Below are 22,160 nucleotides of genomic sequence, written 5' to 3' on the forward strand. Positions count from 1 at the left end.
AATGTTGGCTATCAACATTTTCGCATTAATTGAAAATCTATTGTGGACGTTCTATCTCATAAATCCCGCCAACTTTAGCTTAGCTTGATCCTGCAAACCCGCTTAATCAAGCTCACGCACTTTAATCGGGATTAATGTTCTTTCTAGTTGTTCACGATGTTGCTCGTATTGAGGTGGCAACATTAATTGGCTACCCATTGTCTCTGGTGTCTCGTCATGAGCAAATCCAGGAGGATCTGTAGCGATTTCAAATAAGATTTCGCCAGGTTCACGGAAATAAATCGCATTAAAATAATTACGATCTTTTACTTCTGTTACATGTTGTCCATGATTCATCACATACTCTTGCCATTCTAAATGATCTGTATTATCTTGGGCTCTCCACGCAATATGATGCACAGTTCCTACACCCATTTGGCCACGTTGACCTGCAACTGTTTTTAAATCCACTGTATTGCCGATCTCTGCACTAGAAGTAAAACGCGTATAGTCACCTTCCGTCGCTAACTTTTCAAGACCCATTACTTCTGTTAAAACTTTGGCAGTTTCTTCAGGGTGACTTGAGAATAGTGTAGCTCCACCAAATCCTTTGATAGCAACCTCAGGTGTTACTTCACCAAATGACCATTCGTTGTGCCCGCCTTTCGCACGTGCCACGAGTTCAATATGCAAACCATTTGGATCATCGAATTGAATGACTTGCTCACCAAAACGTTCAGCTTTTTGGAAAGGAATCGAGTATTTCGCTAAGCGATTAACCCAAAATGGCAGTGCTCCTTCTGGTACAACATACGTTGTAACCCCAACCTGACCATCACCAATACGTCCTTGATAAGCATTAGCCCAAGGGAAGAAGGTAATGATTGTTCCTGGTTTCCCACCTTTGTCACCGAAATATAAATGATATGTGCCCGGATCATCAAAGTTTACTGTTTGTTTTACTAAACGTAAGCCTAATACTCCCGCATAAAAATCAATATTCTCTTGCGGATGTCCTACGATCGCTGTGATATGGTGTATACCTGCTGTATGTTTTTTCATGTTAACAAGCCCTTTCATGACTATATTTCTCACCTATACTATGCCCTATTTATACCTACCTCAATCTGTAAAAGCTTAGCGAATTGTATACAACGCTTTAGACCATGGGATCAATTGATCTAACATTTGGTTTACTGAATCTATTTGTACTTCTTTTGGTTTAAATTCTGTGCCATTTTCAAAATCTGTGAATAATGATAGTGCTGGATGAACACGCACATCTGCGATTAAAAGCTCACCCATAATCCCACGTAAATGTTCTGCTGCACGAGCACCGCCAACAGAACCATAAGATACGATTCCAGCCGCTTTGTTATTCCATTCAACACGTAAGTAGTCTAGTGCATTTTTTAATGCCCCTGTAATAGAGTGATTGTATTCTTGTACGATGAATACAAAACCATCTTGTTTAGCAATAATTTCTGACCAACCTAGTGCTCCTGAAGCATCCTGTCCTGGCTCACCTAATAATGGTAATTTATAATCAGCAATATCAATCACTGTATAATTGGCATCTCCACGTTGATCTGCAATTTCCTTTACCCACTGTGCTACTTGAGGGCTTACACGCCCCTCACGAGTTGATCCAATAATAATACCGATATTTAATTCTGCCATTGTTTGTTCCTCCTCTTTTTTTGAGCTAAAAAATTTATTAAAAAACCCCATAATTGTACCTCCTAACGAAGCTAAAGGTTCGAATTCATTTATCTTGAATTTATTTATCTTGAATTCGAGATAATAATAACACGATATTTTTATAAACGTCAACAACTTTGTTTTGAAAATTAAAAAGGCAGAGATAATTAATTCTCTGCCTTCCCTAAAAGCTTATAAACTTGTGTTTTTAGATAACGATATTGACTATCATTAGTATCTTGAAAAGCCTCTACCCTATTTGAATCAATATCTTGGTAGTCGATTAGATATGGAAATTGTTCCTCGGAGAAATCCTTTCTTTCTCCATTAATAATATTATAAAAGTGCCAGCCTTCCTCAAGAAATGTCTTCCTAATTTCTCCGCCAAGAATATCCTGCACAACTAATGAAGTGACGCCACATTGTCCTTTTGCAGGGTTGTCCACACTCCATTTAGAACTTGATTGAATGGACCATGATTTTCTTAAGGCATTTAATACGTCTTTTTCCATGCAAAAACTCCTTTCAAACACTTTAAAATGGAACTTCATCTATTTTTATTGGTGTTGACTTCCCTACTACCCAGTCATCTTTAATAGCACCATAGACAATACTATCTGTCACAGTACCAACTTCATTTTCCCAAGCATTTATTTTGCACTAATAAATGTACTAAATCATCAATTTCTTCTTCAAATAATTTGATTTCCATACATATCTCCCTTCATCTAAACGTCCTCACATATATCTGAAAAAATAAAGTTAGTTTTCGTATGTGCATATGGCTGTAATGCATCAATAAACTGCTCTACATCAGGAAAAGATTGAAAATGCCCCTTTAATAAAAAACATGACTCACCTGAAATGCGATAGCAGAAGTCTATATTTGTATAAACCTTCAGATGTTCTTTAAAGTCTGCATAGCGGTTATTTTTGATTGTCGCTTCAACAATAGCGTCAATTGGATAACCCAATGCTTTTTTATTAATATCCAATGTATACCTCTTAATAACGTTCTGTTCCTCTAATTGCCGTATTCTTTCGCGAACTGCTGGTGCAGATAAGTGAACCCTTCTTCCTAGTTCGCTCATAGAAATTCGACTATCTTCTTTTAATTCTTTAAGTATCATTTCGTTAATGAAATCCATTTTGTAAATACCCCTTCTTTTTGAAGGAAAACAATCATATTTCCCTTCGAATTGATATGTTAACTTCGTTATGAACATTTTACACTAATTAATAGAAGGAGGAATGATTGATGACACTTATTCAATTATATGACAAGGGCTTAACACCCTTTCAACAATTATTAGGCTACAACAAGGGAATTCAGCTGCACTGGCAGCAGTTGGGGGAGGTACTCGAAAAAGACGGGCATCTATCCGCTTCATTAAAAGAAGAGGTTCGAAAAACTTTAGCTCAAAAAAATGGCTGTCAGTATTGTCAGGCAAAAGGCAAGCCTGATCCCCAGAACTATGATGAGAAAACGGCAGTATGCACAGGTTTTGCGGAAGCATTCTTAGCTGCTAAGGGGCACACCGCCCCCAACGTCACGGCTGTATTAAAGGACTATTTAACAGAAGCCGAGATTAGCGAGCTACTAGCATTTATTTGCTTCACGACAGCACAGCAATATTTTGGCGCACTCATGCAATTAAAATAATAAGGAGCTAGGGGCGAAACCCTAGTTCCTTTTCCAGCTGCTATCCTTTTAATTCCATTTTATTAGCTATATCTATAATAAATTTCCTACTAAGCTCTTCTTTCATATTATTTTCAGCATCCACCATCACTTGTTCAATGAGACAGCCTTGATGATGGAAGGAATGATCGTGTTCAGAGGAACAACTAAATAATGAGGTTTGTCCTTCAATTGCATATATCACATCTAAAAACGATATTTCATGGGGGCGCTTAGAAATTCGATAACCACCGTTGACACCTGGGTTCGACTCAATTAAACCTGCCTTCACAAGCTTAGTTAATATTTTGGAAAGATAGGTTGGAGATAATTTTTGCATTTCTGCTAAAGACTCTACACTCATTGATTTCCCTTTAGGATTGCGTGTTAAAAACACCATTGTATGTAAAGCATAATTTGTTGCTTTTGAATACTTCATCATTCATCACCCTTCATTCAGGACCTTTATTATCTGCAATTAAAACACATTCTATCATAATTCAAGAAAAAAGCATGTTTTGTATGAAAACACGCTTTTATGATCCCTAGTCATGCTGTCCATAACCCGCTTCTCCAGCAAGAGCATCAGCCTTTGTTACTTGTACAGTCCCAAATGGATGATTTGGTGGCGCATAAATCGTGTAAAGCTTTAGTGGTTTATCCCCTGTATTCGTAACATTATGCCATGTTCCTGCTGGTACCATAATAGCCGTATCTTCTGCGACATGTCTCTGATAGTTTAAATAATCTCTAGTTGGCCCCATTTGAGTTAATCCATGCCCCTCCTCAATACAAATGAATTGGTCCACATGTGGGTGTACTTCTAAACCAATATCTTCTCCGACATTAAGACTCATCACCGTTACTTGTAAGTTTGACCCTGTCCACAATGCTGTACGATAATTATTATTGCGCTTTGTAGCCTCTTCAATGTCGATAACAAATGGTGTTGGTCCAAAATCATTCTGGACATTACTTCTTGGCGCTCGTTCTGCCTGATTTGGATAGGCCCAATAAACAGGTTGATAACCGTAATGATACGATTGATAATTACCGTAATAAGGGTGGTACATTTATCTCAATCCTCTCATGCATGATAACGCTATAGTATGCAGTTGAATGAAAGAAGGTACTCACATGTAGTTTGACTTAATTGAGTAATCTTTATATATAGAATGGAGATAGGTATCCTGTTTGCTACATTAGCAGAAAAGCTTGCAGGCACTACTGCGATTAAATAGTTTTCTGGACACGGTGTTGAAGATGATTGGATTGTAGAAGTTGAAGCAGAGTTAGGATTCGAATTACCACCATCCTATTGCTGGTGGTTAAAAAATTATGATAATGGGCAGCTGAATGATGGATCTATTCTCTCGATCGGTCAACCAGCATACAGAGCCATTAATGATCATGGTATTCTCTCTATCCATCCTCTTAACTACTTAATGAATGACATGATCTATGAATATGCCTCTTCTTTCTCAGAATTTCTTGAAAAACTGATTGATGAGCGTAGTCAATAGTATGAGTTGCCTTATCTATGGGCAACTCACAACTCGGAAAATTCCTCTTTCAAGCGCTTACGAAATTTATCATCTGTAAGAAATTTCAATTGAAAACTATTCATACTATTTGAGAGCTTAATCTGCTCCATTGTATTTAAGTTGTTAGCAAAAAAGGCTATCTCTGTTTGATTTCCATCTTTATCTTCCGCATAGGCTGCTAGTGTTAACACAAATGCCGTCGACCCTCCCTTTTGACCAGCATGTTTTAACCATGCTTGATTTCTAGGATTCTGCATCAATTGCTCCAACACGGGATCTAAATATTTATGTACTTCTGCGCTAAAGAAATTTTTACCATTCAATTTTTCTAAAATAGAGATGTAATCACTTGTTGTGGCCCTTATTAAACGATCAGACCATATCTTTTGAAAATCCATATTGAGCATTTTTTGAGCTTTTGTTTTCTCCTCAATTGTTAAAGGATGTTCTATCCAATTCGAATGAATAGCCAATGCACGCTCACGATATTCAACCATATCCATTTTTCGTAAAGCAGTTAATGTTGCTTTTTTCGTTAAATTTTTTTCCTCCATCAAGTGAATGGGAATATAAAGTGCACTTACAATTGGATACAAAGGTTCATGATCCTCTACATTTAACTGTGTAAGCACATCATTAATTATTTGAAAGTCTAATACATGCATTAAATATTCCGTATTTGCATTGGAGCTATAGGCAATCATGCCATTTGCTACTTCACTTAAAGGTACACTATCTGCACCCTGAAGGTTTAACTGCGCCAACCATGCTTTATGTGCGCCGCCATCTGTTTTAGGAATGTAAAATGCCTCTAACTCCTTTAGATTTACTTGCTCTTTAGGATTAATACGGCCATCCGCTGCTTGTTGCGCATAGGCGATGGCTACGATTATTTTAACTGTACTTGCTAACGGTAGCTGTTCCTTGGTGTTTAGCTCCACCCAATGTTGTTGATTATATTGAATGGCTACAGAAATATTTTTATCCTCTTTATGTTCCTTGATAAATTGCACGATATATTCAGGATCGTTCTTCTTGATTTCTTTTTGAAACTTCCAGAAAATAATGCTACATACAAAACCTATACAAAACAAAACACCGCCAATAATCCAATACAACTTTTTCATATTCATCCCTCCATCACTCAGCTGCTTCTAACAACCATTGCTGTAATACTGTAGACGACTGGTTATTTAATCGTAATGCTATTTCTGTTTTTATTTCTGGAGGCATCACTTCAACAAGTATGCATACAGAATCCCTTGCTTGATTCACCTCGAATAACCCTTCTTAGCACAAACTAATTCAGCTCCAATTGCTCGATGATATCGATCGTTGACATACCTCTCCTCCTTAATGAATTAGAGAAGCTCGTAAATTGCTAACCCCATTTTCTAAATATCCTTTGAGGCATGTTAATGTATAGACCCAACCCTCTTTTTGGCCCATCATTTTTGTCACAATTTCTGGGTCATGTGCATTTAACCCAGATTCTACAACAGTAATAATTGTTTCACTTTGTGATTCTTCAAAAGAGATGGCAACCATTGTCACTTCGCCATGCTCTTCTCCCCAAACAAACACAATTTTTTTATTCATCTCCATTTCAAGCACAGTGATCACACCCTCTGCACCATACTCCTCATATTTAAGCGTGATTCTTTTACCTTCTGCCCATCTTTCGGAACTGCTAGAAAACCAATAATGACCGATTTCAGTAGGGGAAATAATGGCTTCAAATACTTTATGGGCTGGTTGATTGATTTTTAGTTTCGTCGTCACATCCGTATTTATCATCATTCATCATCCTTTTTCATATTGTCTATCTACACCTTCGCCGAAATTTTCCATTAACCTTCCTTACTAATAAAAATTCACTAAAAAAGGTGCGATTCTCCTAATGGAATCGCACCTTTTCACTTAAAGTATTTTTTTATTATGAACAGTAAACTGAATATCTGCTACATTGTCGATAAAATTTTTATCATGTGTGACAAAGATTATTGTTCCCTCATAAGCAGCTATAAATTGTTCAAGGGCTTCTAGTGCTTGAATATCTAAGAAATTAGTTGGTTCATCCAACAGCAAAATATTATAATTTCCTAAAAATAGCTGACAAAGCTGAAGGCGTATGGCCTCACCACCACTAAGTGTGGTAATTTTCTTTTGTAAATCAGTGCCAGCAAACTGCATGGAATGAAGTACGCTTCGTAATAAACTTTCATCATATTCAGAGCGATTCTTTAAAAATTGTAGCACTGTTTCCTCACCAGCAAATTGGTAGCTCATCTGATGAAAATAACCTATTTTAGCCTTTGGAGAAATAGTTATTCCCTCACCATTATTGGCTATATGTTTTAGTAATGTACTTTTACCACTACCATTGTTACCCTTAAGCGCAATTTTTTTACCTAACGGGATTTGGAAGCTGACCTCGTGTAATAGTACCTTATCTTGAGCATGTAAAGTGAATCGATCTGCCATAATGGGATACTTATTATGCAATGCCAAGGCTTTTGATTGTCGAAAAACAATTTTTCTTTCTTCCTGCACCGCTTCTGCTTTATGAAGCTTCCCTATCCGATGTTCGATAGCTTTTGCTGCACGCTGTACGGCTTTTTGACTTGTGCCTTTGGACTTTGTCATAAACATACGATTAGGTTTAGCGTTAGCCTCTCTTTTAGACATATTGCCTGCCTGAGCAATTTTTTCAGCTTTTTTCATTTTTTCATCTACAGCTTTTTCAAGTCTGCTCTTTTCTTTCAAGTATTGTTCATGAGCCTGATTTTGTTGATCTTGCTCTAATTGCTTTTGCATGGCATACTCGCTGTAATTCCCTGAGTAGATCGTTACCTTACCACCATCTACCTCCCATATCGTTGTAACCAGCTCATCTAGTACAGCACGATCATGGCTGATGAGTATGAGGGCCCCATAATAATAACGTAATTCATCTAATAAAAATGAGATGCCGAGTTGATCCAAATGTGTTGTCGGCTCATCAATAAGCAAAGCTTCCTCATAAGAAGTAAATAATTGTGCTAGCTTTAATCTTGTTTGCTCTCCACCACTTAATCCTTCAGAATACGTAGGTACTGCTAATTTCCCTAATAACTGTGGATCTGCCTCTATTAACGTTGGTGCCTCCATCTGTTCAAAGTATCCGAAATGAACATGCCTTTTCAATTTCCCACTTACTGGTTGTATCTTGCCAGCAAGTAACTTCATCAACGTACTTTTACCTGCACCATTTTTACCAACGATTCCTATTCGGTCAAATTGATGCACAGCTAATTTTTCAATATTTAATAGTTCTTTATCTAAATAAGTAACGACTACATTTTCTAACTCAAAGCAAACCTTTTCCATTTTGCTACCTCCCGAAATTGATCATTCCGTACCGATAGCGATGGTATCGATACGAGCTTTTAATCAAAGCTCGTATTAAAAGAATAATAGACTATACATTTCACTTTCCTCCCTACATTCAATAAAAAAACACAGACAAATTTGCCTGTGATGTAAAGTAAAAGAGATTTATTATAAGACAAGCGTCTCTTTTTTCTCATGATTATGAAGATGATTAAAAAAGGACAGACTATCCCATTTACTCTGGTGTCACAAAACAGCGTTTGGCCCTATTCAGTTACTGGTTCAACATTGGGAAACGTAGTCTCATAGCATGTGTCATTTTTTAATAACCCTCCTAGCATTGTTACGACTATTATAAATTCTGGCTATAATATGTCAAGTTTCCAAAGTTCTCTCTAAAGACACACTAATTACTGTCGATATATCACAAATGAACATTCCAAAAAGTATATCATTTGCTGAAAACCTGATATAGTATGGAATTTAAGAAAAATAAAATTTGATTTGGTGGTGTTATGTGAATGAAGAAATATGTTATCGATATTTTAATGATTATGCTTGGATCACTGCTTTTTGCCCTAGCAGTTAACTTATTTGTTATTCCTAATGATTTAGGTGAAGGTGGCGTAACAGGCTTAACGATTATTGCTTATTATCTGTTCGGATGGTCGCCAAGTATTGTCAGCTTTGTTATGAACGCAGCTTTACTTATCGTTGGTTATAAATTTTTAAATAGACAAACAACAATTTATACAATCATTGCGGTCTCATTCCACTCTTTATTTTTACATTTAACAGAAACGTGGTCTATTTCTTCAGATGAGATTATCGTCAATACAATTTTTGGTGGCGTATTTGCAGGAGTCGGTATTGGCTTAATTATAAGAGTTGGTGGTACAACAGCAGGTTCTACAATTTTAGCGAGAATCACTAACAAATATCTTGGATGGAGTATTAGCTATGGACTTTTATTCTTCGATTTAATTGTTGCTTTTTCATCTTATTTTATCATTGGTGCGGAGGCATTAATGCTAACAATTGTTATGCTGTATGTTGGTACAAAGGTAATGGAGTTTGTTATTGAAGGGGTTAACCCTAAAAAGGCAGTTACCATTATCTCTAAAAAACCTGAAGACATTGCTGGACAGGTAACTGCTTATATGAATCGTGGGGTAACTGTGCTATCAGGTCATGGTTATTATACAAAGGAACAAAAGGAAATCCTGTATATTGTTATTAGTAAGCAAGAAGTTGTAAAGCTCAAAAAAATTGTCAAAGAAGTCGACAAGGACGCCTTTATTGCCATCCATGATGTAAGGGACGTTTTCGGAGAAGGCTTTATTGAATTAGCAAAATCATAAAACAATCAAAACACCTTTTGTAGGTAACAACAAAAGGTGTTTTATGTTGTTGAAAAAGATTTCACTAGCAGAAAAAGAACTTTTGGCAAAGCGAAGGGTTGATTTCCGTTCCGCCAGCGTCACTCAAATCACCATGTGCAAAAGTGTCTTTTCCTTATCTTTCATCCTAACAGTAAAGATCGAATAACCAATTAGAAGTAGCTTGGAACGGATGTTCATTTTCTCCTTTCACAAAAATTCTATTGGTGGTTTTGTTTTTCGATTTACCTATTTCTATCAATCTGTAAAGAGCTTTGGATAATGCTGTCTAATAGTGCTGAATAGCTGATCCCCGCAGCAAGGGCACTTTTTGGTAGTAGGCTATTTTGCGTCATGCCAGGCAACGTATTAACCTCCAACACATAAGGAACGCCATCCTTCATTAACATATCTACTCTTGCATAGACACTGCATCTTAAAGCCTTGTAACTGATCATCGCAGCCTTTGCCACTCGGTCATGAATTGCAAGTGGTAGTTCCACAGGCTCCTCCACGGTAGAAGCATCGTCATATTTTGCCTGGTAGTCAAAAAATACTGCTGTATGTTTGATTGACAGGACTGGCAATAGCTGTTCATTGAGTATTGGGCATGTAATTTCGTCACCAATCAAATACTGCTCAATAATGATTTCGTTATCCCACTTAAATACTTCTGCAACCGCAGCCAATAAGGCACTCCGATCATGGACAATTTGAACACCCACACTAGAGCCGCCAGCATTTGGTTTAACTACAAGTGGATAACCCATAAGCTCTATATCCTGCAAGGGCAACTCCTCTTCCTTTAGGAGATGCACCCAATCTGGAGTTGCGACACCTTCATATCGAAGGATTTTTTTTGCCATATTTTTATCCATGCACAAACTACTTGCTAGAAGACCGCTTCCTGTATAAGGAATACCCAACGTTTCTAGTACCCCCTGAATCGTACCATCTTCCCCGAACTTACCGTGAAGTGCTAATAAAGCCACATCAATATCACCTACCTTGTCAATTACCTCTTTGTTGTTATCTAATGTGATTGCCACAACTTCGTATTTTTGCTTATCTAATTGAGTGACCATTTCCTTACCTGTCATGATGGAAACCTGCTTTTCAGAGGAAGTACCACCCATAATTACGCCAACCTTCATTTTTTCAACTCCTCATAACGTTTTCAATGTATCACCAATAATTTGAATACCTCGAACAATATCGTCATCTGCTAAACGAGAAAAACCTAAACGAAATGTATTACTACCTCTTCCATTTGTATAAAATACATCACCTGGATAAAATACCACGCCCTTGTCATAGCATTTCTCAAGCAACAATCGTGCATCTACGTCCTCTTTTAGTTCTATAAAAAGGTGAAGCCCCCCATCCCCTGTTATCCTGCTATAGGGAATGTATTGCATACAAGCTTGACGGGCAAGCTCATATTTTTTCTTGTAAACAAATCTTGCTTTCTTTAAATATTTTTCAAAGTAACCATCCTGTAAATATTGATATAATACTGCCTGATCCAGTGTTGATGTATGAATTGTTCGAGCTCTTTTCATACTTTCCAAGCTATCAATTAACTCCCTATCTGCTAAAATCCAGCCAACACGTAAGCCAGGGAAAAGAATTTTAGAAAAGCTACCAATATAGACAATGTTATTACCTATACCGCTAAAAGCGATTAGTGGTGCCAAATGCGAGCTTGAATACCTTAATTCCTCATTAAAACCATCTTCTATAATGGGTATTTGATATTTGGAAAAAAGCTGAAAAATAGCACTCCTTTTCTCGGAGGAAGTGACAATTCCTGTTGGATTATGATAGGACGGGATAAGATAGGCAAAATCAAAGTCCTTATCTGCTAATGTTTTTTCCACCTGTTCCATGTCAATCCCGTCATCTTGCATATCGATGCCATGTACGTCTAACCCATGCAAACGGAAAAGCTTCAATGCTGCATGATGTGTAGGATTTTCACATAGTACACGCCCTGATTTTTTAGCTAAAGAGGACAATAAAATATCTAGACCTTCTGTAAAACCATTTGTAATTAAAATATCTTTATTAGAAATGTCCACACCTTTCATCTCCATATAGCTAAGAAGGTGGTCAATTAAGGGCTTATAGCCCTTGGCATAGCCATAGTTTAAGACAATATCTCCTTCAATGGACATCCTTGTGAGAAATGCCCTTTTGAAATTTTCAACATCAAAAAGCTTTTCTTCTGGAGCTATACTAGTAAATGAAATCATGCCTTTTTTCCAGTGTATATCTTGTCGTATTAAATCAATTTCATCAGCTAATAAAGTTGTTTCATTCAGCCTTTGTTTCCAATCTATTTCAATAGAAGAAGTTTCCAATGTAGTAACCTTTCCGATAAAATGCCCTTTTCCTTTCACTGCATAGATGATGCCATCTAGCTCTAATTCGGCATATGCGTTCAGCACCGTGTTTCTACTGACCGCTAATAACTTACTAAGTTCACGGGTAGATGGAAGCTTTTGATGTTCCAACAGATGCCCCTTGACAATCATGTCTTGAACATAATCCTTCAATTGTACATAAACTGGTCGTTCATCCATAAGCTTAAAATCACTAAACACTTCCTAACCCCCTTGCTTCATTTTTGCATAAACCCTGATAACCAAAAAGGTCCACACATTATGTAATTTCCTGTTAGAGTGGTTGCTCTTCTTTCTATCATATTTCAATATGGTCATAAGCATAAAAAGAAAACTCCTCTTTTGAGAAATATATCAGCAAAAAAGGAGTTTTATTATTATTTTAAAATATCATCCAGACCGTTTTCCTTTTTATCAGGACATACTAAAGACACCACAACTCCAACAATTAAGCAAATAAAGAATGTCGCTGCCTTGGCTGACACTACAGCCTCCATAGGTGACAGGGACCATACAATCGCACTAATAAAACCGACAATAATTGTAGCAATAACCCCAATGCCTGAAACACGTTTCCAGAAAAAGATTAAAAGGATCACAACCGAAAATGTATTGCCAATCCCTGCCCATGCAAAGGATACTAAGGTATAAATTACAGAACCTGATTTGAGTGAAATGATAATACCCACAATCCCACTAATAACAGCCACGAGACGCGAAAGGTGAACTAATTTTTTGCTAGAAATATTCCAACGTAATGTTTTATGAATTATATCCTCACTTATCGATGTTGTGATGACTAACAATTGAGACGAAGCCGTTGACATAATAGCTGCTAAAATACCAGCCACAATAATTCCTGCAACCCAAGGTGGTAAAATTTCAAATACCATATGCGGCAATATCATTTCAGGATCTTCAATAGAACCTTGCTTATACAAAGTGGACGCGAAAATCGCAGATAAAAAGGCACCCACATAGACAATTAATGTCCAAATAATCGCCATATTACGGCCAGTAATTCGCTCTTTTTCAGTCGTAATAGCCATAAAGCGAGAGCTCAATTGAGGTTGCCCCCCAAGCCAGCCAAAGAACCAGGATAGATTTGTAAATAGCATCGCCCCTAAGGCAAGTCCATTTAAGCCTCCAACCCAACTATCCGCACCATTGCCCATTTGAGCTAGCTCTGTTGAAATGCTTAAACCTTGATGTTGAATTTCCATATAAGCTGCAATCGGAACAATAACAAACGAGATCAGCATTAAAAAACTTTGGATTGTATCTGTCCAAACAACGGACATAAATCCTCCCATACATGAATAGGCAATTATTATTGCTCCAATAATAATTGTTCCCCAAGTGATGTTGAGTCCTGAGAATGAATAAATCGTTTTACCCATCCCGGAAAATTTAGCTGCTAAATAGCAAACAAAGAATAACACCATTACTGCAGAAGCTAACCAACGAATTATATCTGCGTGCTTTGGAAATTTAACAGCAATATAATCTGTTAGGCTATTCACCTTATATTTTTGTTGCTCTGTCATAAAGCGCTTTGATAAAAATAGCCATGATGCAACAACGCCTAAAAGCATGCCAGATAAAATCCAAATGCCTGACAGCCCAGCCACATATATAAAGCCAATTGCCCCTAAAAACATATAGGCGGATTCACCCGTTGCACGTTCAGAAAAGGCTAACGCCCAGCCCGGTAGTTTATTTCCCCCTAGAAAGTAATCATTATGTGATAAATCTTTTTTACTGAAGTATATCCCCACTCCTAGCATAGCGAGTAAATAGATAAATATTTCAACATAAACAATTGTATGCATATACCCAAAGTCCTCCATCTGATTAATCTAAACAATCCCAATTGGTTTTATCAGATAATAGTTCGGGTTTTTTTAATTGTCAATAACTAATTTTGTAAAAAGGAGGCAAAGTATTTCGATATTTCTACAAACCTTAAAGCTCCTGGAGAAAGATGAATACTGTGTTTGTGTGCAATTCCAACCTGTCTAATATATGCTTGATAAAATTTTTTTCTAATCAGGTTACTTGGTGCATGTAGTAAAAGCGAGTTCGGCACAACAGAAATGCCTAAATTTTCATTGACCATTGTCAAAATGACTTGGTCAACTGATAATTCATAGACTACATTGGGATGGATTTTATGTTTAGCTAAGATCCTTGATACATCTCGATCAATCGTACGTTTAGGCATAATCCAGCGTTCATCCTGCAATTGCTCTAGAGAGAGCCTCTCTTCCTTCGCCAATGGATGCTCCTGTGCCATAATGCAAACAAGCTCATCATTAAAAATCGCATCGAATACAAGATGTTTAGAATTTGGTTGCACTAAAAAACCGATATCGACAACGCCATTATGAAGCCATTCTTCGATTTGATCATAATCTCCCTCCATCAAACGTATTTGTAGGTCTGGATGATGCTGTTCGAAATACGCTAAAACCTTTGGTAATAAGACCAGAGAAACACTTGGTAGAATACCAACCGATAACGTCCCCCCAATAAGATTTTTTAAATTTGCTACAGAGGTTTCAAGCTGCTGTTGTTGCTGCAATATTTTTGAGATGTGTTCGTAAACAATTTTCCCCTCACTCGTTAAAGCAATACTATTGCGGTTTCGAATAATTAGAGAAAGCCCTAATTCTGCCTCTAAATTACTAATCGTATGACTGATTGAAGACTGTGTGAGATTGAGCTTTAAGCCTGTTTCTGTAAAATTTCCTGTATCGATAAGTGTATGGAAAGCAATATATTGTGCTAATGTAGCCATGCTATTCTGCTCCTTTTATGATTTTTTTTCATAGTTGATTGTGTAAATATTCATTTGATTTAAATTACTAGCCACCTCTATAATAAAAATAAAATCCAAGTAAATCAATATGATTTGTTAATGAGGGGGCTCATAAAATGGCAGAGGAAAAATTAATGATGAAGGCTTTATCTATGGACATAATTACCGCAAAAATGTTTACAGAATTACATCTCTCCATTACAGAGCAGTATGGAGAGCATGGTCGGAGATTAGTACAAAAAGGCTTAGAGGCGTTTGGTTTAAAGGATGCTGAAGCCATGGCGAAAAAAGCAACAGCAGAAGGGGAAAATCATACTTTCTTTGAATACTTACCCCAAATCGTTGTAGGTGAAGAGAAATTTGCTGATTTAACACCGTTTGCTCGATTTTCTAAAATGTTTGCACAGATTGCCAAGCCAGTTGTAGATGAATATGGAGAAGCTGGTGAACAAGTGATTATGCGTGCAGTAGAACGTTTTGGTCATAAGCGAGGCCAAGGTATTGCTCAACGTGCTCGCACAAACGGTCTAGAAAATTCCGTGGAGCATTATTTAACTAACTATGATATGGGTCGCAGTGATTTGTTTGAAATCGATACAGTTTATAAGGAAAATGAGGTTGAACAAACGTTTACTCACTGCCCATTAGGTCAACAATGGGCAGATGACGATATGGGTAAATATGGAATTTTGTATTGTAAAGTCATCGACCCCTCTATTGCTAAAGGGTACAATAAAAGCCTAGAGGTGGTACATGATCAATTTGTTTTACGTGAAGGACAGTGCCACTTCCAATTCCAAATGAAAGAGTGATGTCATGATTAACGGAGTTAGGCTCGTACAGCATCTTCAAGACTTAAGTCAAATTGGTCGTAATGAAAAGACAGGTGGCATTAACCGCTTCTCGTTCACACCAGAAGAAAAGCAGGCAATTGAGTTAGTTACAACTTATATGGAACAAGCAGGTATGAATGTCACAATCGATGCAGTTGGAAACCTTATTGGTACATATGGTGAAGGAAATGAAACCATTATGCTAGGTTCTCACATCGATACAGTACCAGAGGGTGGCAAATATGATGGAGCATTAGGGGTGCTAGCAGCTATTGAAGTGGTACATACTATGCATGAGCAACAGTTGATACCCTCTAAAAAAATTCAAGTTGTCGCTTTTAAGGATGAGGAAGGAACAAGATTTGGCTTTGGGCTCCTTGGCAGTAGTGCAATGGCTGGTCTTTTAACAGAGGAGCAATTACAGCATACAGATGAAGCTGGCATTTCCATCGAAGAAGCCATGAAAGATTTCCATTTATCACCTTATCCTTTAACACAAGTGCATCGTAATGACATAAAAGCTTATTTAGAAATGCATATCGAGCAAGGAAAAGTGTTAGAAAATGAAGACCTACCAGTCGGTGTTGTCACAGGTATTGCAGCCCCATTATGGTTAGAGGTAACCGTAACGGGTGTCAGTGAACATGCTGGTGCAACACCTATGCCGATTCGTCAGGATGCTCTAACTGCAGCAAGTGAAATGATTTTAGCCATTGAGCAACTATTAACCAATACAACAGATTCCGTTGCAACGGTTGGTAAGCTAACGGTCTCCCCAAATGGGACAAACGTTATACCAGGTAAAGTTACGTTCTCGATTGATCTTCGTGATATTGACGAAAATAAAGTAAGTGCATTAGAGCAACAAATTATGCAACAGCTTCAACAAATTGCTGAACGAAGACATGTCTCATTGGCTTCTAAAGTATTACAGCGCATTAAGCCTGCAAAAACCGATGCCTTACTACAACAGCAACTTACTACAAGTATTGAAAAGCAAGGTATACGTCCTTATTCTCTCATAAGTGGTGCTGGGCATGATGCAATGAATATAGCTGAAATTGCCCCGATTGGGATGCTATTCGTCCGTTCAAAGGATGGTATTAGTCACAATCCCTTAGAATACAGTTCAGATGAGGATATTATTCTAGCAACTAATATTTTTTATGATACAGTTGTTGAACTTGCTAAATAGACTACTATATAGAAGAAAGCCATTCTCTAATTTTTTTAGAATGGCTTTTTTAATTTTTTCCATAACCTTCATTTTTAGCTTGAGTAATCACCTTTTGAATAAAAGGCTCTTTTTTCAGAGTATATGTTGGGCGAATCATATTGAAAAAGATAGCCCAATTTGGTTTATAGTCAGACAATACCACTTCAATTTTTTTCATGTGTCATTCACCTCACTTTTTTGAAATAAGCCAACTATAAATAAAGCGTATTTACCTTAAAATAATAAATCTATTTCGTTTTTAAATTTCCCTTTATATAAGAAGATCTCTCTATTTTTGATTGAACTGGTTTCATTTTAGCATAAGTAATATTATCTCTTTTAATATGATATAGTGTAATTATGGTTAATTTTCCAAAATAATTGAAAGGGGCTATAAAATGGAAGAGATTTTAACAATTACGAATTTAACGAAGAGTTATGGAAACAAGGAAATTTTGAAAGGGATTGACCTTCACGCAGCTAGAGGTGAAATCATCGGTTATATCGGCCCCAATGGCGCGGGTAAAAGTACAACTGTAAAACTTATTCTAGGGCTAGAAGGTGATTTTGGTGGCGAAATTAAGCTCTTTGGGAAAAGCATAGGACAAGACCAAATTGATTATAAACGGCGAATTGGTTACGTCCCTGAAATCGCTGATGTTTATGATAACTTAACAGGCTATGAGTATTTAACCTTCATCGGCCAGCTATATGGATTAGAGCTAGAGGAGGCGGCTGACAAATCCAAATCACTAATGGAACTGTTTGGAGTTGGTGAAGCGTACCATTCTAGAATTTCTTCCTATTCTAAAGGCATGCGTCAAAAACTACTAATTATTGCAAGCCTTATACATAATCCAGACCTGCTATTTTTAGATGAACCAATCAATGGCCTAGACGCAAATAGTGTCATGATTTTTAAAGAAATCTTAACGCAACTAGCTGCGAATGGAAAGACTATATTTTACTCATCACACATTATGGATGTCGTTGAAAAAATCAGTAGCCGCATCATTTTGCTGTATGATGGAAAAATTGCAGCGGACGGAACATTTGCCCAATTACAAGCAGATAATACTGAAGGAACATTAGAAAAAATCTTTAACCAGTTAACAGGATTTCATGAACATCAGGAAATCGGAGAAAAATTTGTGTCCGTCGTTCGTGGGGGACAATTATGACAGATTTCAAAACGCTACGATTGCTTGATAAGTTCCGATGGCTTTTTATAAAAATGGGCATTGATTATGACATGATGAGAAAAATCCTCCATATAAAATTAACAATGGATGAACGGAAAGTACCTACCCTATTTAATCAAAACAAAAAGAAAGACAATCAAAAGTATGGCTACATTAAGTCGCTATGGATTTATATGTTATTCGGGCTTATACTCATCCCGCTTATGGGATTTGGTCAAAATTTTCTATTTCAGATGAGTATCGCCTTTGCAATGATCATCTTTTTGATTATGACTTCATTGATTTCTGACTTTTCTTCTGTGCTTTTAGATGTACGAGATAAAAGCATACTTTCAACTAAGCCTATTTCAGCTAAAACCATTAATGCAGCAAAATTTATGCATATTTTTATTTATTTATCCTATTTAACATTGGCCCTAACAGCCATCCCTCTAATAGTCAGCCTTTTTACTCAAGGTATTGTGTTTTTTATTTTAACAGGTCTTGAGATTCTATTAATGAATTTATTTATAGTTGCCATCACAGCCATTTTATATATTGCCATTTTACGCTTCTTCGATGGTGAAAAGCTGAAGGATATGATTAATTATGTACAAATCGCTTTATCTCTAATGCTGATGATTGGCTACCAAGTTCTTATTCGATCCTTTGAATTCGTCAATTTAGATATGGTAGTATCGTTTCATTGGTGGAACCTCTTCTTAATACCGATGTGGTTCGCTGCCCCTTATGAACTCATACTGCATGGTGACACATCTTTATTGACAGTCATTTATACCATCTTAGCAGTGATTGTACCTATTATTTCGATTTGGATCTATATTAAACTCATACCAACCTTTGAACGCAATCTCCAAAAACTGCTAAGTACAAGTAAGTCTAAAAAGGAAAAGAACAATCGAATAAAGTCGTTTTTATTAACCATTGTGTGTAGAACACACGAGGAACGAGCTTTCTATCGCTTCGCAGCTCTGATGATGAAGCAAGAGCGAGAGTTTAAGCTAAAGGTCTACCCATCTTTAGGCTTTTCATTTATTATTCCCTTTATTTTCATGTTTACTTTTAGCAGAGGGGAAGAAGTCGATTATGCTAGTAGTATGAGCTATTTAAATATCTATTTTAGTATGATGATTATACCATCCGCTGTCCTTATGCTTGGTCACTCTGCTAAATATAAGGCTGCATGGATTTATAAAACGCTACCGCTTAAAGATTATACAGATTTACAAAAAGGTAGCTTAAAGGCATTTTTAATTAAATTGTATACTCCGTTATTTTTAGTACTAAGTATAGTCTTTAGCTATATTTATGGTATTCGAATTATCCCTGATTTACTAGCTGTTTTGGTAACAAGCTGGTTATATACCATCCTTTGTTTCGTCATGATGACAAACAAATTACCCTTTACCAAACCCTATGATGAAGTTAATGATGCGCAAGGCTGGAAGATTCTTTTGTTATTGCTCCCTTTAGGTTTACTTGTAGGGCTGCACTATATAATAGCTAGTCAGATAACATACGGCTCTACTATATATTTCATTGTGCTTTTCTTCATCAACATCTTGATATGGAAACTGGTTTTTAAATCGAAAAAATAACCAAAAAACGGCTCAAATCCTATATTAGAGTGGGATCAGCCGTTTTTTCCATGCTATGGTGTTTAAAAGATAAATGCAACGATTTCTTCCTCACCGCTTTTCATATCTTTTATTTTATACATATTTTGATTGACCTCGTTATCTCCTAATACAATAACCTTTGGTGTGTTTTCACGATTGGCTTTTTCCATCGCCTTTTTCACTTTTTTCCCACTTAGCTCAACTTCTATCTTATATTTTTCTCGCCGTAATGCAGTTGCTAGCTTTAGTGCCTCTTTTTCTGTTCCCAGAGGAATAATATAAATATCCACGCTAGGAGCGTTTTGCTCTATTTTTCCCGAAAGCTCCAATGCTGTATAGATGACATCTAAACCAAATGAAATACCAACAGTAGCATAGGTTTGATTTGTCTCTAAAAGGCCACCAATAGCATTGTCATAGCGTCCCCCACTACCAATACTTGAGCGAATTGTTCCATCTGCTAAAAAAATTTCATAAATTGTTCCTGTGTAAATTTCAAGTCCCCTCGCTAAAAATGGATTGAAAATACATTGGTCACTTATTTCAAGTGCCTCTAAATAAGAAGTTAGTTCCATTAATTCCTGTAAACCTTGTTGTAAAAAGACATTCTCGGTCGCGAATCCTTCAAAATACGCCATACTTTTTTGAGGACGTTCATCTAAAAAGTGCTTTATTTTATGAATACTATTATCTGATAACCCCAATGCCTTCAATTCTGCGAGCATTGTTTTCTCGTCTATTTTTTCAATCTTATCTAATGTTAAAATAACTCGATTCATTTGTTCCTGTTCAACCTCAAATAATTGCAGTAAACCAACTAAAAGCTTGCGATTATTATATTGGAGATTAATTTTAAGTTCAAGCTGATCAAAGGCATCTATCGCCATCATCATTAGCTCCGCCTCAGCAGCCTGTGATTCTACCCCTACAATATCTACATCACATTGTGTAAATTCCCGAAAACGACCAGCCTTGATGGGGCCATCTCGAAACACTTTGCCAATCTCATATCGTTTAAATGGCATAGCAATCGCTGGATTCATCGCTACAACTTTTGCAAATGGAATTGTTAAATCATAGCGTAACGCTAAATCTCGCTCACCTCGATCTGTTAATGTATACATCTCCTCTAAAATCTCAGCACCACCAGCATATTTAGAAGCCATCAACTCTGTATAGTTAAGAATAGGTGTTTCTAACGGCTTGCAGCCATAGGCTATAAATGTATCTTCTAACGTACGTCGTATCACACGACGAGTAGCCTCTTGCTCTGGTAAATAATCTTGTGTTCCTCGAACATTCTGATAGTCCATTTTTTTCATCATAATCTCCTCCTCATTTTTTGAGCAATAAAAAAACCGTATAGCGATAAAGCTTCAAATCAGCTTTATTTATACGATTACATGAGAAATAGTCTTCCTATTCAATATTAATAAGTTAATAAGGATAGCAAGACTATTGATGATGATGATGATGATGTTTTGTTGTGAATGATTGGACAAGAGTAATGACCATGTTTATTCCCCCTTTTATATTAAGGGTTACTATAAGACACACCCAATAGAATGTCAAATTTTTTCTAAAATTCACACAGTATTTTTTTCATTTTTTCTAGAGTAGCTAACATTTCAGCTAACTCTTCAGTTGTTAAGTGAGCATGGTACTTTTCTGTAATCTGTTGATTAAAGGCTTCGACTTCCCGTTTATATAATAGGCCCTTCTCACCTAATTCGACAGAAAAGGCACGCTTATCCTCCTCATGCTGCCTTTTCATTATATAGCCATCCTGTTCAAGCTTGGTTAATTGCTGACTCACTGCACTTTTTGTAATAGCCATTTTATCTGCTAATTCTGAAGGCGAGCAGGATGGATGACGCATCACTAATGTTAAAAGAACATATTGCTGATTATTTAAGGAGAAATTAGTATAAGCCCTTTCCATTTTCTCAAGCATGATCCAAATATCTTCAATGGTTTGATTTATTTGCTCCGCTACCTGGTTATTCTTCATTTTTTTGAGTGTCACCTTTTTCTCTCCATTTTTTAGGATTTAGATAGCTTTTAAATTTGTTGGCTACTTCTTTTCCAACAAGTAAAGCACCAAGCCAAAATAAGATTTCAGCCATAATAATACTTCCTGGTATAATCCCTGCCTTTACTTTTGTAGGTATCGGTGTGAAAGGTGTAATAATTGGGATTAACCATAAAGAAAGTGAAAAGATAATAATGCCTAGTCCAAGCTTATAAGCAAAAGATTTTTGTGTTTTTTCGTTAGAGGTCATGTATCTTCTCCTGTACAATAATTAATTTATTTAAGTTAACTAAACTATATGATACATTTCTTTTTATGTAAAGCTTTTAAATCTTTATAACAAAAATCCCCATCTATTTGAATAGTGAGAATCAAA

At 36.6% G+C, this 22,160-nt stretch carries 24 protein-coding genes and 1 pseudogene; 7 read left to right on the forward strand and 18 right to left on the reverse strand.

Annotated features, from left to right (window positions below; all coding sequences use genetic code 11):
* Nucleotides 1–102 precede the first annotated feature (102 nt).
* The 4 genes from MKY76_RS22120 to MKY76_RS22135 all read right to left on the reverse strand — a co-directional run bounded on the left by MKY76_RS22120 (nucleotide 103) and on the right by MKY76_RS22135 (nucleotide 2,828).
* Nucleotides 103–1,041 (reverse strand): ring-cleaving dioxygenase, encoded by a 939-nt coding sequence (locus MKY76_RS22120; RefSeq protein WP_342557167.1) that lies wholly within the window; start codon nucleotides 1,039–1,041, stop codon nucleotides 103–105.
* Between the two features lie 75 nt (nucleotides 1,042–1,116).
* Complete coding sequence (locus MKY76_RS22125; RefSeq protein WP_342557168.1) at nucleotides 1,117–1,710, reverse strand: NADPH-dependent FMN reductase; 594 nt, start codon at nucleotides 1,708–1,710, stop codon at nucleotides 1,117–1,119.
* Nucleotides 1,711–1,847: 137 nt separating this feature from the next.
* Nucleotides 1,848–2,192, reverse strand: coding sequence for a hypothetical protein (locus MKY76_RS22130; protein ID WP_048393998.1), 345 nt, complete (start codon nucleotides 2,190–2,192; stop codon nucleotides 1,848–1,850).
* A gap of 216 nt (nucleotides 2,193–2,408) precedes the next feature.
* The gene (locus tag MKY76_RS22135; protein WP_054549696.1) at nucleotides 2,409–2,828 is read right to left on the reverse strand and encodes an Lrp/AsnC family transcriptional regulator; all 420 of its coding nucleotides are present in this window, start codon (nucleotides 2,826–2,828) and stop codon (nucleotides 2,409–2,411) included.
* A gap of 110 nt (nucleotides 2,829–2,938) precedes the next feature.
* Between MKY76_RS22135 and MKY76_RS22140 the strand changes: the two genes are divergently transcribed.
* Nucleotides 2,939–3,343 carry a carboxymuconolactone decarboxylase family protein gene (locus tag MKY76_RS22140; protein ID WP_048393996.1) on the forward strand — a complete coding sequence of 135 codons (405 nt, stop codon included), beginning with the start codon at nucleotides 2,939–2,941 and terminating at the stop codon, nucleotides 3,341–3,343.
* Nucleotides 3,344–3,383: 40 nt separating this feature from the next.
* Here MKY76_RS22140 and MKY76_RS22145 read toward each other — a convergent pair whose 3' ends face one another.
* A complete protein-coding gene (locus MKY76_RS22145) occupies nucleotides 3,384–3,803 on the reverse strand; it encodes an Rrf2 family transcriptional regulator (protein WP_342557169.1) in 420 nt (139 codons plus the stop codon).
* 103 nt (nucleotides 3,804–3,906) lie between these two features.
* Complete coding sequence (locus MKY76_RS22150; RefSeq protein WP_112116843.1) at nucleotides 3,907–4,434, reverse strand: cupin domain-containing protein; 528 nt, start codon at nucleotides 4,432–4,434, stop codon at nucleotides 3,907–3,909.
* 198 nt (nucleotides 4,435–4,632) lie between these two features.
* On the opposite strand from MKY76_RS22150, the gene MKY76_RS22155 reads away from it, so the two are divergent.
* Entirely contained in the window at nucleotides 4,633–4,884 is a 252-nt protein-coding gene (locus MKY76_RS22155) for an SMI1/KNR4 family protein (protein ID WP_233436351.1), read from the forward strand.
* 26 nt (nucleotides 4,885–4,910) lie between these two features.
* Here the strand turns inward: MKY76_RS22155 and MKY76_RS22160 are convergent, their stop codons facing one another.
* The 4 genes and pseudogenes from MKY76_RS22160 to MKY76_RS22175 all read right to left on the reverse strand — a co-directional run bounded on the left by MKY76_RS22160 (nucleotide 4,911) and on the right by MKY76_RS22175 (nucleotide 8,274).
* On the reverse strand, nucleotides 4,911–6,032 hold the full coding sequence (locus tag MKY76_RS22160; RefSeq protein WP_342557170.1) for a serine hydrolase: 1,122 nt from the start codon (nucleotides 6,030–6,032) through the stop codon (nucleotides 4,911–4,913).
* 13 nt (nucleotides 6,033–6,045) lie between these two features.
* Nucleotides 6,046–6,183 (reverse strand): annotated as a pseudogene (locus MKY76_RS22165) (hypothetical protein); the annotation flags it as partial.
* A 75-nt stretch (nucleotides 6,184–6,258) separates the two neighbouring features.
* Nucleotides 6,259–6,702 carry an SRPBCC family protein gene (locus tag MKY76_RS22170; RefSeq protein WP_048393990.1) on the reverse strand — a complete coding sequence of 148 codons (444 nt, stop codon included), beginning with the start codon at nucleotides 6,700–6,702 and terminating at the stop codon, nucleotides 6,259–6,261.
* Between the two features lie 123 nt (nucleotides 6,703–6,825).
* Complete coding sequence (locus tag MKY76_RS22175) at nucleotides 6,826–8,274, reverse strand: Msr family ABC-F type ribosomal protection protein (protein ID WP_313870725.1); 1,449 nt, start codon at nucleotides 8,272–8,274, stop codon at nucleotides 6,826–6,828.
* A gap of 524 nt (nucleotides 8,275–8,798) precedes the next feature.
* On the opposite strand from MKY76_RS22175, the gene MKY76_RS22180 reads away from it, so the two are divergent.
* A complete protein-coding gene (locus tag MKY76_RS22180; RefSeq protein WP_036079667.1) occupies nucleotides 8,799–9,638 on the forward strand; it encodes a YitT family protein in 840 nt (279 codons plus the stop codon).
* 263 nt (nucleotides 9,639–9,901) lie between these two features.
* Here MKY76_RS22180 and MKY76_RS22185 read toward each other — a convergent pair whose 3' ends face one another.
* The 4 genes from MKY76_RS22185 to MKY76_RS22200 all read right to left on the reverse strand — a co-directional run bounded on the left by MKY76_RS22185 (nucleotide 9,902) and on the right by MKY76_RS22200 (nucleotide 14,861).
* The gene (locus tag MKY76_RS22185; protein WP_342557171.1) at nucleotides 9,902–10,810 is read right to left on the reverse strand and encodes a D-alanine--D-alanine ligase; all 909 of its coding nucleotides are present in this window, start codon (nucleotides 10,808–10,810) and stop codon (nucleotides 9,902–9,904) included.
* A gap of 12 nt (nucleotides 10,811–10,822) precedes the next feature.
* The gene (locus MKY76_RS22190; protein WP_112116847.1) at nucleotides 10,823–12,262 is read right to left on the reverse strand and encodes a PLP-dependent aminotransferase family protein; all 1,440 of its coding nucleotides are present in this window, start codon (nucleotides 12,260–12,262) and stop codon (nucleotides 10,823–10,825) included.
* Between the two features lie 176 nt (nucleotides 12,263–12,438).
* Nucleotides 12,439–13,893, reverse strand: coding sequence for a sodium/proline symporter (locus MKY76_RS22195; protein ID WP_342557172.1), 1,455 nt, complete (start codon nucleotides 13,891–13,893; stop codon nucleotides 12,439–12,441).
* 86 nt (nucleotides 13,894–13,979) lie between these two features.
* Entirely contained in the window at nucleotides 13,980–14,861 is an 882-nt protein-coding gene (locus MKY76_RS22200; RefSeq protein ID WP_342557173.1) for a LysR family transcriptional regulator, read from the reverse strand.
* 137 nt (nucleotides 14,862–14,998) lie between these two features.
* On the opposite strand from MKY76_RS22200, the gene MKY76_RS22205 reads away from it, so the two are divergent.
* Both MKY76_RS22205 and MKY76_RS22210 read left to right on the forward strand, forming a co-directional pair.
* Nucleotides 14,999–15,694: an L-2-amino-thiazoline-4-carboxylic acid hydrolase gene (locus MKY76_RS22205; protein ID WP_103118971.1), complete on the forward strand. Its 696-nt coding sequence runs from the start codon at nucleotides 14,999–15,001 to the stop codon at nucleotides 15,692–15,694.
* Between the two features lie 4 nt (nucleotides 15,695–15,698).
* Nucleotides 15,699–16,910, forward strand: coding sequence for a Zn-dependent hydrolase (locus MKY76_RS22210; protein ID WP_342557174.1), 1,212 nt, complete (start codon nucleotides 15,699–15,701; stop codon nucleotides 16,908–16,910).
* Nucleotides 16,911–16,959: 49 nt separating this feature from the next.
* Here the strand turns inward: MKY76_RS22210 and MKY76_RS22215 are convergent, their stop codons facing one another.
* Entirely contained in the window at nucleotides 16,960–17,109 is a 150-nt protein-coding gene (locus tag MKY76_RS22215) for a hypothetical protein (RefSeq protein WP_156181906.1), read from the reverse strand.
* Between the two features lie 220 nt (nucleotides 17,110–17,329).
* On the opposite strand from MKY76_RS22215, the gene MKY76_RS22220 reads away from it, so the two are divergent.
* Both MKY76_RS22220 and MKY76_RS22225 read left to right on the forward strand, forming a co-directional pair.
* Nucleotides 17,330–18,112: an ABC transporter ATP-binding protein gene (locus MKY76_RS22220; protein ID WP_342557175.1), complete on the forward strand. Its 783-nt coding sequence runs from the start codon at nucleotides 17,330–17,332 to the stop codon at nucleotides 18,110–18,112.
* The gene (locus tag MKY76_RS22225; RefSeq protein WP_342557176.1) at nucleotides 18,109–19,731 is read left to right on the forward strand and encodes a hypothetical protein; all 1,623 of its coding nucleotides are present in this window, start codon (nucleotides 18,109–18,111) and stop codon (nucleotides 19,729–19,731) included. The genes MKY76_RS22220 and MKY76_RS22225 overlap by 4 nt, the downstream gene beginning before the upstream one ends.
* Nucleotides 19,732–19,793: 62 nt before the next feature.
* On the opposite strand, the gene MKY76_RS22230 is transcribed toward MKY76_RS22225, so the two are convergent.
* The 3 genes from MKY76_RS22230 to MKY76_RS22240 form a co-directional block, all read right to left on the reverse strand.
* Nucleotides 19,794–21,074, reverse strand: a complete 1,281-nt coding sequence (locus MKY76_RS22230) for a histidine--tRNA ligase (RefSeq protein ID WP_342557927.1) — start codon at nucleotides 21,072–21,074, stop codon at nucleotides 19,794–19,796.
* A gap of 257 nt (nucleotides 21,075–21,331) precedes the next feature.
* On the reverse strand, nucleotides 21,332–21,763 hold the full coding sequence (locus tag MKY76_RS22235; RefSeq protein WP_342557177.1) for a MarR family transcriptional regulator: 432 nt from the start codon (nucleotides 21,761–21,763) through the stop codon (nucleotides 21,332–21,334).
* Nucleotides 21,753–22,034, reverse strand: coding sequence for a transporter suffix domain-containing protein (locus tag MKY76_RS22240; RefSeq protein ID WP_048393970.1), 282 nt, complete (start codon nucleotides 22,032–22,034; stop codon nucleotides 21,753–21,755). Before MKY76_RS22240 ends, MKY76_RS22235 begins: the two co-directional genes overlap by 11 nt.
* Nucleotides 22,035–22,160: the final 126 nt, after the last annotated feature.

Origin of the sequence: Lysinibacillus sp. FSL P4-0201 (assembly GCF_038593425.1) — a bacterium.
Taxonomy (GTDB): Bacteria; Bacillota; Bacilli; order Bacillales_A; family Planococcaceae; genus Lysinibacillus; species Lysinibacillus capsici.